Source organism: Mesotoga sp. BH458_6_3_2_1, from assembly GCF_003664995.1.
GTDB lineage: Bacteria > Thermotogota > Thermotogae > Petrotogales > Kosmotogaceae > Mesotoga.
In genome coordinates this window covers 150,319-167,463 of the sequence record NZ_JFHL01000021.1, presented here as the reverse complement: position 1 = coordinate 167,463, position 17,145 = coordinate 150,319, and the positions used below count along the sequence as shown (strand labels likewise).

Annotated in this window: 10 protein-coding genes; 7 read left to right on the top strand and 3 right to left on the bottom strand. The window is 45.5% G+C overall.

Features of this window, described 5'->3' with window-relative positions:
• Positions 1-59: 59 nt before the first annotated feature.
• Entirely contained in the window at positions 60-188 is a 129-nt protein-coding gene (locus Y697_RS15015) for a hypothetical protein (protein ID WP_259462504.1), read from the bottom strand.
• A 46-nt stretch (positions 189-234) separates the two neighbouring features.
• Here Y697_RS15015 and dapA point away from each other — a divergent pair, with 46 nt between their 5' ends.
• From dapA to Y697_RS10675, 6 genes are all read left to right on the top strand, one after another.
• Positions 235-1,152: a 4-hydroxy-tetrahydrodipicolinate synthase gene (dapA, locus tag Y697_RS10700; protein ID WP_121551602.1), complete on the top strand. Its 918-nt coding sequence runs from the start codon at positions 235-237 to the stop codon at positions 1,150-1,152.
• A 36-nt stretch (positions 1,153-1,188) separates the two neighbouring features.
• Positions 1,189-2,190 carry a DctP family TRAP transporter solute-binding subunit gene (locus tag Y697_RS10695; protein WP_121551601.1) on the top strand — a complete coding sequence of 334 codons (1,002 nt, stop codon included), beginning with the start codon at positions 1,189-1,191 and terminating at the stop codon, positions 2,188-2,190.
• A gap of 66 nt (positions 2,191-2,256) precedes the next feature.
• The gene (locus tag Y697_RS10690) at positions 2,257-2,787 is read left to right on the top strand and encodes a TRAP transporter small permease (protein ID WP_121551600.1); all 531 of its coding nucleotides are present in this window, start codon (positions 2,257-2,259) and stop codon (positions 2,785-2,787) included.
• Positions 2,778-4,073 (top strand): TRAP transporter large permease, encoded by a 1,296-nt coding sequence (locus Y697_RS10685; protein WP_121551599.1) that lies wholly within the window; start codon positions 2,778-2,780, stop codon positions 4,071-4,073. Before Y697_RS10690 ends, Y697_RS10685 begins: the two co-directional genes overlap by 10 nt.
• Before the next feature lie 26 nt (positions 4,074-4,099).
• Positions 4,100-4,849 carry an IclR family transcriptional regulator gene (locus tag Y697_RS10680; RefSeq protein WP_121551598.1) on the top strand — a complete coding sequence of 250 codons (750 nt, stop codon included), beginning with the start codon at positions 4,100-4,102 and terminating at the stop codon, positions 4,847-4,849.
• Between the two features lie 623 nt (positions 4,850-5,472).
• A complete protein-coding gene (locus tag Y697_RS10675) occupies positions 5,473-6,963 on the top strand; it encodes an InlB B-repeat-containing protein (RefSeq protein WP_121551597.1) in 1,491 nt (496 codons plus the stop codon).
• A 24-nt stretch (positions 6,964-6,987) separates the two neighbouring features.
• Here Y697_RS10675 and Y697_RS10670 read toward each other — a convergent pair whose 3' ends face one another.
• Entirely contained in the window at positions 6,988-8,685 is a 1,698-nt protein-coding gene (locus Y697_RS10670) for an HD domain-containing phosphohydrolase (protein ID WP_121551596.1), read from the bottom strand.
• 446 nt (positions 8,686-9,131) lie between these two features.
• Between Y697_RS10670 and Y697_RS10660 the strand changes: the two genes are divergently transcribed.
• Positions 9,132-9,953, top strand: coding sequence for a hypothetical protein (locus Y697_RS10660; protein ID WP_121551594.1), 822 nt, complete (start codon positions 9,132-9,134; stop codon positions 9,951-9,953).
• 469 nt (positions 9,954-10,422) lie between these two features.
• Here Y697_RS10660 and Y697_RS10655 read toward each other — a convergent pair whose 3' ends face one another.
• Positions 10,423-17,052: a DUF11 domain-containing protein gene (locus Y697_RS10655; RefSeq protein WP_121551593.1), complete on the bottom strand. Its 6,630-nt coding sequence runs from the start codon at positions 17,050-17,052 to the stop codon at positions 10,423-10,425.
• Positions 17,053-17,145: the final 93 nt, after the last annotated feature.

The window sequence follows — 17,145 nt, the reverse complement described above, 5'->3', positions numbered from 1 at the left end:
CGAACTTTACTGTAATTAGCTTTATTAGATCTAGATCTCTGCTCGGGTCGAAGATGTGCTCACGAAAGATTGCCTTTGCGAAGAAATTCGATAACTATTGAGATTAATCGATCGCCTGCGATTCTAGTCAGTCCAGGATAGACCTCAACGAGTTTAGATAAATGACCTATGAGGGGATACAATTTCATTGACAGAAATAACGTTTCAATGAATGAAATATAAGGAGGAATTTCTATGGACGTTGTTGGCAAGTTTGGAAGGATACTCATACCGATGAGTACCGCGTTTGCAGCTGATTATTCAATCGACTATCCGATGACTAGGAGGATAGCTAGCTATTTGATTGGAAAGAAGTACTGTGATTCCCTTGTAATAGCCGGAACAAATGGCGAGTTCTACACAATGAGCTTTGAGGAGAAGGTAAGACTCTTTGCAGAAGTTAAAGAAGAAGTTGGCGACAGGGTACCACTGATAGCAGGAACAGGTACGGCTAACACTCACGAGACTGTAGAACTGACGAAGGAAGCGGCGAGACTAGGATACGATGCTTCCATGGTAGTTGTTCCTTATTACTGTCACCCGACTCAGGAAGGAATCTACTATCACTTTTCTCAGATCTGCAAAAATACCGATCTTCCGATTATGGTCTATAACATTCCGCTCTTTACGGCTTCAAATATCGATCCGGCGACGCTGGCCAAGCTAACTGAATTTGAGAATATCGTTGCCGTCAAGGATGAGGCCGGAATTAATCCGTTGCAGACCTCAGCCTTCTTGAAGGCAACAAAGGGAAAGATCGTGGTTTATTCCGGAGACGATCTAATGGTTCTCTCGGTCATGAGCCAGGGTGGAATAGGTGTTATAAGCGGGGGTTCGCACGTAATTGGAGACATGATGAGGAACTTGATAGATGAGTTCCTCTCTGGCGACGCCACCAAAGCGACAAGTAGCTTCAAGGAGCTGTATGAGCTTTTCAGCGCTTTCTTTGGCAGAAATAGGCGGCTTACAAACCCATTGCCTGCAGTAAAAAAGGCCTTCGCACTCCACTCGGGACTGGGTGTCGCGAGAGTAAGGCCGCCACTCATGGAAATCGAGGAGGACGAAGTAGCAGTACTGAAGGATACTCTCAGAAAGTTCGGGAAAATTTCTTGAGCCTCAAGAACAAAAAAACCGAAAGGGGGTTTAGCGATGAAAAAGGGATTGATCGTTGTTCTTGTTCTGCTGTTAGTTAGCATTTGTTTTGCCGTGGAGGAGACTTATACGATACGGTTCAACACGGTAGCTGCACCAACTCAACCTCAAGTTCTGGCAATGAACAAGTTTGCCGAGGTTGTCGAAAATCTAAGTGGTGGCAAGATAGTGGTAAAGGTCTTCCACTCGGGCCAGCTTGGAGATCAACAGACGTCTCTCCTGGGTGTTATGAGAGGGGATCTTGAGATGGCCGGGGACGGTGCGCCATCTTGGTTTGCCGATCTCGGTAACATGCCGAAGATGGGAGTATTGAATGCTGCTTACATCTTCAGGGATCTTGACCACATGTACTCTGTAATGAACAGTCCCATGGTGAAGGGATGGTTCGATGAACTTGCCTCGAGTACTGGAATGAGGGTTCTGGATACATGGTATCTCGGTATGAGGCAGCTCAACACAACCGAAAAGGCGGGTCCCGTTTACAAGCCGGAAGACCTCAAAGGCATGAAGATCAGAATGCCCAACAACGAGGCCTTCATGGACATGGGACGTGCTATCGGAAGCAATCCCACCCCAATGGGTTTCGGAGAAGTGTATCTCGCTCTCAAGTTAGGAACTATCGATGGGCAAGACAATCCTCTCCCAACAGATCTGTCTGCGATGTTTGTGGAGGTCACGAAGTACATTGTTCTCACTGACCATTCAATAGGGATGATTAATCCTGTGATATACGAGAAGTTCTGGCAGTCACTTCCCTTTGAGTACAAGACATACATTATCAAAGCACTTGAAGTTGCTCGATACTACATGAACTATCTTGTTTTGGAACAGGAGTCAAGCCTTCTAAAACAATTCGTTGACGACTACAACATGGAGATTGTAGTTCCCGATAAAGAAGCCTTCATGAACCTTGCGAAAGAATTCTATTCACAGGAGAAATTTGACAATGCCTGGGGCAAGGGGATGTACGAAACAATTCAGTCGTATCCCGTGGACTGACAAGATGAGCTGTATTTCCTGGACCAGGGCCAGCCTGGTCCAGGCTATCATTTACGGGGGTCTATCATGAAGAAACTCTTAGCGTCACTTTTCAAAGTCTTTCAGATTACGCTGAATTTGATCGAATCTTGGGGAGGAATAATATTTCTTGGACTGCTCTTCCTCAGTATCTTTTTCCAGGTGATTCTGAGGTATGTATTCAGCAGTCCCTCCCCGGAGCTATTCGAGATAGCGCAATATAGTTTCATCTGGACGATTTTCCTCGGAGCGCCTTATGCAAGAAAATTCGATGCACACATAAAATTTGACATTGTATTTCTCAAACTTGGCAGAAAGGCGCAGCTGCTTCTCCAGATAGCGTTCGATCTCTTCTTCTGCATTGTGCTTTTAGTAACGCTTGGACCTGTGCTTGGCGATGTTCTTTTCTATAAGATCATCAAGTCTGAAGTCTTAAGGATTCCCTGGACGTATCTCTTCATGTGCTTTCCAATTTTCATGGCATTGACGTTCATTCACAACGTAATCTGGATAGTGAAGAGTTTCATAGAACTCTTCTCCGGAAGAATCGTTCCCAAGGAGGTCGAACCATGGGATTGATACTCTTTTTCATAGTATTCGGTGCTGCCTTTGCCCTGGGTTATCCGATAGCGTTTGGAATGATCATGGGTGGCTTTGCATACTTCATCACTTCCGGAATGGACTTGGGAATCTTCCTCGACATAATGGCAATAGAATTGAGAGCTCAGGATGTCTTGTTGGCAGTTCCGATGTTCATATTTGCTGCAAACGTGATGAACGATACCGAGATAACCGACAGGCTTTTCGGCTTCTTGAAACAGCTTCTGGGTGGCATGCGTGGCGGTCTTGCATATGCAAATATAGGAGCCAGCATCATTTTCGCCGGCATGAGCGGTTCGGAAATAGCCGACGTATCTGGACTTGGGACAATAGAGATAAAGGCTATGATGGATGACGGTTACGACGGCCCCTTTGCCTGTGCGGTTACGTGCGCTTCGGCAACGATTTCTCCGCTTATTCCTCCCAGTATACCGATGGTAATCTATGCAATGCTGACAGGAACCTCTCTGGGATACCTCTTTCTCGCGGGAATTCTTCCTGGGCTCTTTCTGGGTTTTCTCGAGGCCGGTATGGCCTTCTACCTTTCGAAGAAGAGAAACTATCCGGTAGGAAAGAGATATCCGCTGAAAGTACTAGCGAAGAGTTTCATTAGGTCCTTTCCCGCTCTAATGGCTCCGATTATTCTCCTAGCCGGGATCTACGGGGGAATATTCACTCCAACTGAATCTGCTGCGGTTCTCGCTGCATATTCAATTCTCGTCAGCATCTTCATTTATCGAACGCTTGGATTGAAGAAATTAAAGAGGATAATGCTAAAGACCGTATATAATGTCGGTGCAATTAGCTTCATGATTGCCGGCGCCTTTGTTGTGAAATATGTGCTTGCAAGAGAAGAGATACCGCTCTTGCTCACTAACGTCTTCGTAGATATGGGTCTTCTGTCAAGCGCGTGGGTGCTGCTTCTGAGTGTGAACGTTCTCTTCTTCATACTTGGAATGTTCTTCGACGTATCCGTCATACAGCTGGTTGTAATACCGATAGTCTTTCCACTTGTGAGGGCGGTGGGGATCGACCCCGTTCACTTCGGGATCGTAACCACTTTCAACCTTATGCTTGCGCTGGATACGCCTCCTTACGGGCAGACCGGATTCATAACGAGCGCAATAAGCAAGACTCCCGTCGGAAAGGTTTTTAAAGAGATGCTAAAATACTGGATACCGATAGAAGTTATGGGACTTGTAATCATTACTTACTGGTCTGATTTCGTTTTGTGGCTGCCAAGATTGCTGGGGTATGCGCATTAAGGTCAGATCATAGTTGAGGGATCTAAATGCAGAGTGTTGAGAGGATCGTCAAAATCGTCAGTTCATTCAGTCTTGAAGAATCGAGATTGAGCCTTGACGATCTGACGAAAAAGAGCGGTTTGCCCAAGGCGACCGTGTATCGAATCACGGAGGCCCTTTGTGAAGAACACGTTCTCGAAAAGGACAGCCTGACTTCTACATACAGGATAGGGATAAAGCTTTTTGAGCTGGGAAGTCTTTATCTCTCTTCTATGAGGCTTAAGGATGTGGCCTTTGCCGAAATGGAGAAACTCCACTTTCAGACTGGAGAAACGATACACATGGGCATACTCGACGGAACGGAGGTTGTCTCGATTGAAGGCTTCGAAAGCTTCAAATCTCTTCACACAAAGTTATACATAGGAAGACGGGCCCCTCTCTACTGTACTGCTGTGGGGAAGGCGATACTTGCCTTTCTTCCCGAGGTTGATCGTGAACAGCTTATTGACGTTCTTGACCTTGTTCCCCAGACTTCGAAGACAATAACAGACAAAGCAAAGCTAAGGGAGGAGCTGGAAAGGATAAGATCAAGAGGGACAGCTTTCGATAGGGGGGAGAACGAAGACGGTGTAGCATGTGTTGGAGCTCCGATATTCGATTCATCCGGCATGGTTGTCGCATCGGTAAGCATATCCGGTCCTATATTCAGGATGGAAGAGGAAGTCATGAAAAAATACTCCGATCTACTCAAGAAGGTTGTGTCAAGAATCTCTTCTGCACTTGGGCATGGATCATAGGAATCAAGTGCTTCCTCTTTTAAGAATTCATGATTGCCAGTTAATAATATCTAGAAGGATTGACAATACTTTTCTCCGGTTAATTTGAAAATCGTCGCGGCGCAATTGATTGATCCTCCTAGCTCTTCTGGAGGCCAGAGATTTCCATTCCGATCTAAATTCCAGTAAACGCACTTGCCACAATCTTGATTGCCAATCAGTTCTTGGTTCAATTCTCAGTAGCATCAGATATGTATATAAAGCTATTATAGAGTTTTGTATGAGTCTTGCTTCATAAAGAATAATCTGAAAAAAGTCAAATTAAAAGGACATCTGTTCTCTCTTCCGAGATAGATTCCCCAAAGATCTGAACATCAGCTCCTAGCGTACCTCTTGGCTTAATACATTTTCTATTCAATTACCTTCACATTATAGTGCTTCTGCAAAAGCATGCGTGGACGTTGACCTTCTTCTATGTCCCGTGAGAATTTTTGGCAGATAAGATTGCAACCATTAATAGATTAGGGTCACCTATCATTGGATGACTGTTGATAATGATTTTTTTCACAAACAATCGGGAATATAATACGGTTGAGAGAGGACCGTGAAACGCGGAAGATAAATATGTATTTGGGAGGTTTTTTATGAGAACCTACAGGAATGGAAAACTCAGGTTTCACAAACTTATGATCTTCGTTGCAGCAATTTCTTTTGTCTTCCTATCTACTGGGTGTATCTTCAAGACCGTAACTCTAACTATGCTCGAGCCAGATGAGGGAGGAGAGGTTCAGCCCCTTCCCGGAAATCATAAACACTTGATCAACACGTCTGTAGATCTTCTGGCAGTGCCGGACGACGGGTGGGACTTCGACCGATGGGAGGTAGATGAGGAATTCTATTCAAATGAGAAAGAGACAAAGCTGGTTATGGATTCTGAAAAAACCATCAAAGCCTTCTTCTCGAGACAACCGGTTACCTTAACCATGGAAGATGAAGAAGGAGAGGGAAGTGTCTCACCAGAACCGGGAGAGTATCAGTTTGATTATTCTACCTTGGTCGGTCTTTCAGCTACTCCGACAGAAGGCTGGGAATTCGATCGATGGCAGGTTGACGGCGTTTTCTATTCGAGTGAAGCAGAGACGGAATTGTTTATGGACGCAGATAAAATAGTAAAGGCTTTTTTCAACGAGGAGCCTGTGGCTTCGGTCACTCTATCTATGCACGAACCAATTGGTCAGGGAGCGGTTGCTCCGGCTGTCGGAGATCACAAGTATGATGCAGGAAAGTCTTTAACACTTCAAGCGACACCGGCAGAAGGGTGGCTCTTTGAACACTGGCTTGTCGAAGATGCAGTCTATTCCACTGAACATGAAGCCGAACTCACAATGAACACTGATAGAAACGTGAGGGCCATTTTTGTTCGTAAGACTCACACACTTACAATGCTTGAACCTTCAGGTAGTGGAGATGTCGAACCTGCCGTCGGGAACAGTGTTTATGAAGAGGGCTCCGAGGTTTCCCTTGCTGCAACACCGTCCGACGGCTGGGACTTTGATTTCTGGCAGATAGATGGGGAATTCTTCTCAGGTTCTGAGCAGATAACAATCACAATGAATGCCAGCAAGACGGCTAAGGCCTTTTTTGTTGAAGAGCCGCCAACAGTTTTTACCTTGACAATGGCTCAGCCAGCCGGTCAGGGTTCCGTTAGTCCTTCAGTCGGAAATCACAACTACATAGAGGGAACCACCGTCCTGCTTTCGGCTACTCCCGCAGAAGGATGGGGTTTTGAAGCGTGGTACTTAGATGGTTCTAATTACTCAGATAGCCAGAACGTTTCAGTTGTTATGGACCGTGATAAGTCAGTTTCGGCCACGTTTGTGCAAGAGGTGGAAAAAGTTACTCTAGAAATCTATAAGTCCGGAAGGGGAACCGTTAGTCCCGATGTCGGAATATATTCCTATGATAAGGGTGCTGAGGTCAATTTGAGCGCAACGCCTGATGCCGGGTATCATTTTGAAGATTGGCTTGTTGATGGCACTACCTATGAGGTTGCCGACATAACGATAACTCTTGAATGGGACACTATTGCAATCGCCACTTTTAGGTGTAATTGCGGAGGGGTTCATCAGGAGTGAAATTGAGATCCTGGTAGTAGAAGATCATAGTGGAGGATAACTTTCAAGGATTTCAAGGAATTCTTTTACAACGTGCCTGTCAAACTGAGATCCTGAGTTCTCAAGAAGGTATTCAATCGTTTTTTCTTTGCTCCAGGCCTTTCGGTAGGGTCGATCAGAAGTCAGTGCGTCGTATACATCTACAACTGCGAATATCCTCGCTGCGAGAGGGATCTCCTCTCCTTTGAGTCCGCGGGGATATCCGCTTCCGTCCCAGCGTTCATGGTGACAGTAAGGAATATCCAGTGAAGGCCGGAGGTACTCCACTTGCGACAAGACTTCATATGCGGTTACAGGATGAGTTCTCATTATTCTCCATTCTTCTTCAGTGAGAGGCCCTTTCTTCAATAGAACGCTGTCTGGTATTGAAATCTTGCCAATATCGTGAAGCAATGCTCCTCGATAAATACTCTCCAGTTCTTCTTCCGTTACCTCCATCTTCTTGGCAAGTTGAACTGTAAGATCGGTTACTCTCCTTGAGTGTTCCTCGGTGTCCATGTCTCTCATTTCCAGTGTTCCTGCAAGAACTTCCAGGGTCTGATCGTAGGCTTTTGCGATCTTTCTGTTGCTTTCTCTCAAATTGTCGATCATCAGAGCAACATCTATCGCGAGTGAAGCTTGTGCCGCGAGCGTCTGAAGAAAGTCGTTCCATTCACTATCTCTGTGAATCTGCATCGTGTCAAATGTTTCAAGGACTCCCAGAATTCTTCCTCTTGTTTCAAGAGGTACAGCATGATAGTCCTTCACTTTCATATCTATCAGGTTCTTGAGCCTTGGGCATTCGGGATTGCTAGAGGTGTCCAACGGACCGGAGTAAGGCTTTCCCGACGAAGCAACTGAACCAGGTATTGTTCCTTCCAATGGAAGTTCTCTGAAGTCCATTTCTCCAGTGACTATTCCCATTCCATGAGCGTATCTCAGAACACTACGGCTATTGTCAATCAAGAAGACATCGGCGCCATCTACGCCAAGCCTCGAGATCAATCTTTCGAGAAAGACATCCAGCATCTTTTCAAGCTCGAAGTGATAGCTGACTGCCATATCAATTTCGTGCAATGCACGAATATTTGCCAGTCTATGCGTTGCGCTTCTTTCGGATTCTACCAGTTGAGTTATGTCTACACCTGTCAAAACGAAGTAATCATGTTCCCCTTTCCAGCTTGTAAGATTGCTCAGTGCCCATCGGACATGTAGAGTAGCCGACGAGGTTTCTAAATCGGCCTCATAGAAGTTCTCTACCTTCTTGTCCGGTGTTCTGCTTACAGTCTTCTCGATCCAGTTTGCAAGATCGGGGGTTGCGAATACTTCGGAGCAATTCCTTCCAACCATATCCTCCGATTTGAGTGAGAGAATCTCCTCGAAAGTCTCGTTTGAGAAGACAATGATTCCTTCGCTATTGAATACTGCAACAAAAACGCCCGCCGTGTCGAGGACTGCGTCGGAAAAGTCTTTCTGCTTCACGAGTTCAAGTTGAGTTTTGTTTTTCTCGCTGAACTCACGGTAAATGAGAAAGTAGAAGAGAATCCCGCTGAAGAGCACAAAGGCCCAGCCTTTGTAAGTCTGTGCATGAGTTGCGATACTTCTGTCAACGAACATCCAGTCTACAACTATATCCGACAGGAGTATCCACAGAATTCCGAATAATATGTACAGAAACGCTACTTTTAGCGCTGGATTCTTCATATTAGAATTCTATTCGACCGATGCTGGGAAAAGCAACGAAAGTGGAGAGATCTCGTTCTGATAGAAGCTATGGATTCCATGTGAAAGCACGCTGTGTTCACCCCTCTTTCTCCACTGCTAACGGGTTTTTCTCGACTTCAATATCCCTTTCCACAAGGATTGCGAATTGGACGAAAATATTGAAGACCCTGGAGTCTCGTAAGTCCAGGCCTGACGATCTTCAATGATGCTGATAAAACCGTGATTACCGAAGCATACGAAAGATTCAAAGAGATGAGAAATCCGACAACTTCAAAGATCTTTGTGATGTCTTTCATATGTTTGCCCTGTTATTCGATGACGTGGATACACATTAATTACAGACTCAACTGGAGAGAATCACTTTTCAGGAAGAACTGGTAAACTTAAATAGGAGATAAACGATCGGGATAAAGGAGACGATTGTTATGAAGAAATACCTTTTTTCCGCTGGAATAGTACTTTTCATTGTTTTGTTTTTCGCCGGGTGTTTCAGTTTAAATGGAACTCCCGACAAAGTGAAGAACTCCGTAGAAGCTGTCATGAACGATTGGAATCTTCTATTCTCGAATTCACTCGAACTGATCTCCTGGGATTACCGTGGAACGATAGCTAATGACAATGACCTAAAGGAAACACTCGAGTTGCTTACAGATCCCGATTCCGTTCGGCTTTTCCAGATAGACATAATAGATCCTTCCTTTGCATCGATAATTCTTCTCTCTTCAATTCCGTCTGCTGACCAGGACGAATTTGCCGAGTCGGTTGAGGAGCTTGTTGAACTGGGGCAGCACAAGGTCAAATTGAACTGGAGAACTGTTGGTTCCGGTTCGGAGTTCACAACCATCGCCCTAGTGGATGAGAATAACATAGTCTGGGATTCAATAATTGGAAGTGTCGTTGTGGAAGAGGAGTTCTTACCGGTTGCTGGAGAGAAGACTGGCAGCGTTATCATCAAATGGCTCTGGGGAGCAGAGAGAGGCAAGATCAGTTGGAGTCTCGAATGCAGCGGTCCACCTCTGGCATGCAATTACACTTCAGAGTCAAAGATCGTCTCCGGCGAAGCACGCATTGAGACCAAGCTAGTAAAGGGTGAGGAGTGCTGTACACTTTATTATGCGTGGGCCTACAGAACTCCGACAGGTTCAATAAGCATCGACTGGAATCAAGATACGGAGCAGTTCGATGTAGAGGTTAGCAGCTGGGGAAGCACAGGAAGCGGACAAGGGATTTTCGAGTGTTGCCCATGAGTTGATTGTTGACGAATGATTATAGAATTTTCTTGCTGCAAGTATTCGAAGTCATCTCTTTCAAAAGAACCATTCATTTGCCCAATCGCAGAAATTCAGTGACAATAATTGGAGTAAGTTTTTCCGAAGTACTATCCTTAGTTTCAGAATTTTGATTATCATAGACAACGTTCTTTCTTCATTAAGTTAGCGACTTTTTGAGTTTCGCTCCTGAAAGGTTTTGTAGTGAAGCACTTATGGAAAGCAATTAAAGCATAGTATTCAGGTTTTTTTGGACGCTGCTCTGCAATGATTTGCACAGTGCAACAATTGTGACAAATCGCGAATTTTTTTTACTCAGACCATTGTCGCATGCTGAAGATTTTCATTTACAATGTTCTTCATCTGTCTATAAACCGATCATTCTGTACACCGACATGTTTTTGATTTAGATAAGTGTATGACTTAAGCTTTTAGAAAGAGGTTAGCTTCACTCTTTCTCGACTGAGATGGATAGATCTCCCTTTGAACCAGGTTCGAGCCATACAGTCCTGAAATTGTCCGAGACTACATATCCCTTAGGCAAGTCGATTACTTCAACTAAATGTTCCCCGAATACAAGTCCTACAAGTTCTATAAATCCGAAGACCTGGAATTCGACTCCATCGACGTTTAGGCTAACGACTTCGTACAGATAATCTCCAGACTCGTCAATTATGGAAATGTTTAGCGAGCTTCGTTTTGCGAAACCAATTTCCAGTCGAGTATCGCCTTTTTCGTCTACTTCGACTGTCTCGATTTCCGTCGTGCGTGAGTAAAGCCGCTCAAATCCCTTCTCCATTGAAAGGACCACCTGGCTTTTTCCCGAAGAGACTCCTTCCAGAATAGTCTGCGAATTCACTCTGAAGGGACGGCCGCCGATCGTAAGGACACCCGAGGCATCGAGAAGAGGTTCCTCCGTTTCTCTTGTGCCGTTTCCATTGAGATCATCAAATAACGTGACTTCCATCCTTCTCTCGTACGCGATTCCAAAACGAACGCTCTCTATCTCCCCGGCTTCAAGCTCTACATTAATATCAACGGCTCCAGTAGTTATGCTTACTCCTTCTCCAAATGAAGCCAGATCGAGTGAAAGCTTCATTTCTCCAGGAGTCACCGGCACCGTAAGTGTTCCCGAAGTTGTGAATATCGATTCCTCGCTAACGCTTACTGAAAAACTTTCAATGTATTCCTCTCCTTCTTCAAACTGGCCTGAAGTGTTGGAATCCACAAATACCGCTACGTTCAAGTATGCCGGAGATTTCATGAAGGGCCAGTAAAAATTCCTGACACCTGACTCGGGAACGCTGATCTCTAAAGGGCCGCTGACAAGAGAAATCATTCCCGAAGGGTATTCGATCAACTCTACGGTATGGAGACCGGCGGGAAGATCGATCTCTATTAAGCCTCTCTCATCGCTTTGATATTCCGTATCTCCGATTTTGACTCTTACTGGAACGGGTTTTTCGCTGGTTTCCATGATTTGATCAAGGTTTCTGTCCTCGAAGAAGTATAGGTTCAACCTTCCTTCCTTCTTCTTCTTGAAGAACCAGCTGTCATCGAATTTGAATCTCATTCCGAAATAGAAGCCGTTCTTTTGGAGATTCCCTATGAAACTTTCTTCTAGAGAGCCCCAGCCATATCCTGCATAAATCTGTGTGTCGGGGAGGGGAGTTATCCCCATTTCAACTATGTATCGGTTGTAGAGTCTACCTGATTTGTCCAGTACAAGATACCCCGAACCGGAGATAGAAAGCAGATCCATGAGTGTCTTTTCTATCCTTAGGCCGCCGATCATGTAGAGTGAGCTCTTCTTCAGGTACAACTCTCCAGTAAGCGAAAAATTCATTGTTTTGTCCATCCAGAATGCGGAATCGATTGATAGGCTTCCCTCTGTGTCCTTTATCCCCTCTCTTGTTTGGGAATAGTAATCGGCCTGGAAGAGTAGAACTAGAGGTCTTCTGAGATCGGGCACATAGGCAAGCTCCGCCTGGGCTTCAAATCTGCTTGTCTCAACGGCAGGGCTGTTTGAGTAAAGCATATGGTAAGCGGGTCTTAGTCTTTCGAATCCCGAGTACTCCCCGCTGCTCTCGAAAAGCATTCTCGCAAAGCTAAGGCTTCCATCGAGTTTTAAGTCTGCGTCGAAGGCTAGCTTCAGATCTTCAATTTCCCTGTTTTCAACGCCGAAATGAATTGAGTAGAAGTTCTCGGTTTCTGTACCACCCAGCGTGTGATTAGCCTGGAGAAGAAGCTCGATATCTACAATGTCTGGAGAAAAAGAAGCCGTATATCCCGCGCCTATTGACAGCTTTTCGGCGAGGGTTGCTTCAATATCGAATTTGCCGTGATCCATATTTAACCCAAAACCTATGACGGTCGAAAACTCAAGCGAAGGGAGGATCTCAATTTTCTCCCGGGCAACCAGTGAAACCTCGTCGAATCTCTTCAGTAAATAGGGAGAAAGGGATAATCTGTTTTCTTCTCCGCTTGAATAGTCAAAGACGAGATCTCCTCCGGCAAAGAGCGTCTCATTCACTCCGAAGTCCGCCCCCAGAATCATTCCCATGATTGGATCGAGATTCTTCAGTCCAATGCTGACCTCACCCCTGAACTTGAAATCCTTTCCGGAGAACACTGGCTTCATGATTGCCCTGATTTCGTTATCCATATTCCCATCACGGTGTATCAAAGTCTCTTTTAGAGAAGTTTCAAGAAGCGTTTCTCCAAGAACGAAATCCTTTAGCAATTCAAAAGAGAGCGTTCCGAGCGAGGTCTTCTTATCATAGTTGTATCCTGACAGTATCTTCAATCCCAGAACTTTCGGAGCCAGTGATAAATCAATTCCAAAGCCGGAAGATTCCTTCGAGCTTCCAGGAGCAACGAATTCTCTATCGAGATGGGCTGCAAGGCTCCCGTCGAGAAATTCATTGCCAAATCTCAAAGAGGAATCGGTTCTAAATCCCGCATTACCGTCATCGAAGGCAAGCTGCATGTTCATATCCATTTGCATAGTTTCTGAAATAGGTTTTGAAACGTCAAGCACAACAAACCGATGTCCAGATCTGAATCCTTCGATCATGCCCGCTACTTCAAATTCCCATTCGTCAAGTTCATAATTCATTCTTCCCATCAAATCTAAATCGCCTGGCAGCGAAGATTCAACATAGTATTCGATTTCAATGAATACTGGATTGAAATCGATGTCAAAATACGGCACTGGACTGCTGAAGATTAACATCCCGCTATTGTAGAGGACGTAGTCTCTGCCGCTTTTCATGAGCTCGCTATTTATCACTTCGCCGTCCCTGTCTCTGGTGACGATCATTATTGTTTCGCTGCTCTGTATTGGAGATTCCTCCAGATAGTAAGGGCCTCTTATTCCCTCGCCCCTGAATACCTCCTTTTTCACCTCTCCGAAGACGGGATTTGCGAAGAATGAATATGATAGGCTCTCTCCGTGATACTCGCTTGAGAGCCCGTTGCCTCTGGAAGAGAGACCGAAGTCCGCCAGATCGTCGAAAGAATAATCCCCGAGCTGTAAATTGAAAAGGCCCTTTTCGAAACGGAAGAAATACCATTTGTTTGAGGAAGCCAGCGTTCCTGCCTCTGATTTGTTTCCGTGAGTTAAGTACGAGTCGAAATTTCCCGACGCCTCTTCACCTATTCTGAAGGTTAGCAGGGAGTCCCCCAAGTTAAAACGGCTGAAAAGACTTCCTTTCAACGCGATCTTGCCGGTCGAAAGGGTGTATTGTAGGTCTGTGAATCCAGTTACTAGTGGGGGCCTTTCTTCTACCCTGTACTCTATACTTGCATCGGCCGAGAGGTCGGAATATTTGACAGTAAATTCCAATAAACCCGCCTTTGACCTGGGCTTCAGTTTAAGAGTGGCTACACCGTTCTCCAGTCTCAGAACTCTACCATCCCAGCCACCGCTTTCCTCAACTGCCTCCTCGGCTTCGAGTCCTTCGATTATCAGTGTGCCGCCTACTGAGGAAGGAACTCCCTTCTCGTCCACAAGGGAGATAGTCAATACCGCTTCGGTTATTCCGTCGGCAGTAATTATCCCTGGCTCAGTTACTATCTCTATTCTTTGAGGTTTTCCCGAAAGGTAGATCTGAATCTCGTGGCTATCCTCGTAGTTTCTGTCCTTCCATTCAACTCTTAGATAATTCGTTCCGGGAATTAGCTTCACGTTGTAGTACTTCACAAACAGCCATTCCTGCAGCTTATCGGTGGCCCTCTGGCCAACCTGGCTTTCCGGAATTAGCACATCGTTTACATAAAGCGAGAAGCTGCTTTCAGAAGGGACCGCGATTTCTACAGGAATTCTCTCCGAACCGACAAATTCCTGTCCGTCCACCGGATAGAAGATATACCCGTCACCTGAACCATCGATTATCTCAGAAGAGATTACAGAGGAGATTATGGCAGACCTTCCATTGATTCCCTTCAGAAGCGTGGGGTCCTTAATATCTATTGATTCGAGCGGGACTTGCTTCGTTACAAGAGGAATGTCAATTATTGAATAGATACCCGGTAAAGACTGGAAGATGAAAGATCTTTCGTTACGTAACGAACGCCCGTCCTGAATCGTCGAAAGCTCGTAATTAGTAACGTCGATGTCAACCTTTATAGAGTGTGTTCCCGGTTTCAGTCTTTCAAAATGGAACAGCCCTTCTTCATCGGAGAGGACGAAGGAACCGTCTTCAAGGAAGATCCTCGTTGGTGAAGGGGCCGTGTCCTCTGAATCGTAAAATCCATTTCCGTTGTTGTCAAGATACAATCTGCCCACAATACCCGAGCCCTGATTCATAGGTCTTAGTACGGTCGCTTTAGAGACGACCGGTTCTGTCTCTACCTCCGAGACGAACTCCTCCGAAAACATCTTTCCGGTAGCGGTCACCCTGTTTTTCAGAGACTCTCCAAAAAACTCCTCGAGCTTCAACTTGTAGATAATGATGATCGTTTCTCCGGGTCCCAGAGAACCAAGACTATCGAAAATAAGTCGATTGCCGGTTACTGCCGGTTCGGAAGAGACCCCGCCGATTGTGGTGCTTCCTATTACATATTTCGTTCCTTCTGGAATATTGTCCGTTATTTTGAGCTCAGTGATTGTGGCTATGGAACTGGGGTTCGATATTTCGATCCTGTAAGTAAGCTCCGAACCTAGTTCCACAACGGAAGGCGAGACAGACTTTATCAGTTCCAGCCTTCCGTGATAAACCTTTGAGCTCACAGTACCTGAAACTACTTCTGTACCCTTTCCGAATGCCGAAGCAGAGTTCTCGATTATTGAACCTTCGGGTAGATCTTCCATTGTCCTGCACTTGAAGGAGATCGAAACACTCTCCAGCGGGTCAAGGGATTCGAATTCAACGATCAAAGTTCTGCTCGAGTTTTCGAAAGAAACCGTCGCTTCCGTAGTGACCTCTATATCAAACGGATCTGACAACATATCGGAGATCTGATCCGTTACCACAATTCTCCCACTACTTTCAAAGTTCTTATTCGTTACAGATATCGAATACTGAACTTCCTCTCCGGGAAGTACTAGAGATCCAGATATCAAAGACTTTTCTATATCAATCGAATCGGCTCCCAGCAAGACTGGGATAATATCTATCGTTCTGTTTGCCTTCTCACCGACGCGCGTCTCGGGAAGGAATTTAAATGTATTTCCGTCATTGTCTCCAGTGAGACAGGTCGGAACCACTACTTCCAGTTTTACGTCAACTTCCTCTCCCGGCAGAACAATTCCTACATCCACAAGGCCATTGCTGTCACTGTCCTTCAGAAGCTCTCCCGAAATATCATAGAATACAAGAGACCAATCCGCATCTTCGAAATTCGCGCTCCCTACGAGAAGATCCATTACACCGGGAACGTTTCCTCCGTTCTTAACAGTGTGAAGAAAGATGACCGTCTGACCCTCATATACCGTCTCGGTACTGATGGTAGTGTCTTCGTCTGTCATCTCTGCGGCTTCAGGGTAATTGAGCGGGCCTATCATGGGTGTTTGAAACGGTACAATGGCAAATTCAACCTCGTTTGTTTCGATCTGCTTTGTTTCACCGAGCACAGAGTATTCAATTGTCCCTTCATTGAATCTGTTGCCCGGTTTGGCTCCCGGGGGAAAGATTACGTCGAATTCAACCGTTATCTTTCCCTTTGCCGGGACATCAATGAATGTCAGCTCAAATCCCTTAATGTCCTCGTCTCTTTCGGGAAGCGTATCCGACCAGTTTTCACCGTCGAAGAATCGAGCTGTGAACTGGAGATTGGAAGAAATGGAGTCTGGAAGGAGAATGCCATCCAGAGAAAGGCCTTTGAAGTCAATGTAATCCGTGAACTTTACCCAATGGAGATCTATGTCGTATCCGTTCGTGAACTCTATCGTGTAGGACTGTGTGGTACCCGGGACAACTTCCTCCTGTGAAAGGTATTTGGAGGCAGATACGAGCTGTTCCTCGCGAACATTAACTCTCGCAATGTTGTCATCATCCTTATTTCCTGCCAGATCACTTCCAATGACATTCAAGAAACAAGAGTCGTATTCTTCACCAACACTCTCGACGACGAACTCGGCAATTATCCTTGCCGATTCGCCCGTTTCAAGCGCAATCTCTTCTATGAGTGGTTCGTTACTATCCACGGAGCCGTTCTCATTTTCATCGTAATAGATCCCTTCGAATCCAAGAACTGATTTTTTCGAGGTATCGGCCGCTACTAACTGGATCTCTTCTTCAACATCATCCTGGAAGACCTGCAGAGCCTCAAGGGAAATCACAGTTGGGCTATTCCCGTAATTTGTCACTGTGAAGTGTGCGTTGACCAACTTCCCCACCACACCATCTATTTCCTGACCGGGCCTTTCGAAGGTCCCGTCCGGTTTTATTGTGAAACCGTAGACAGGCATGACAGTTGTAAAGACCTTTTCAGAGAAGACAGTTAGCATGTTGCCATCACTGTTGTGAAATCTCGCCGAGGCAATATTCTCGATCTTTGTACCGGCCGGTGTTAAGGCCAGCGCAATTCCAGACGTGACAATTAATATGATAGAAATGAGTACTCTCTTATTCACCGAACCACCTCATCGACTTCCTCGGCTCTACGATCAGGGGAAGTGATCGCAGAGCTGAAGGCCATGGCCCGAAGGCCATGGCTGAAGAGATTC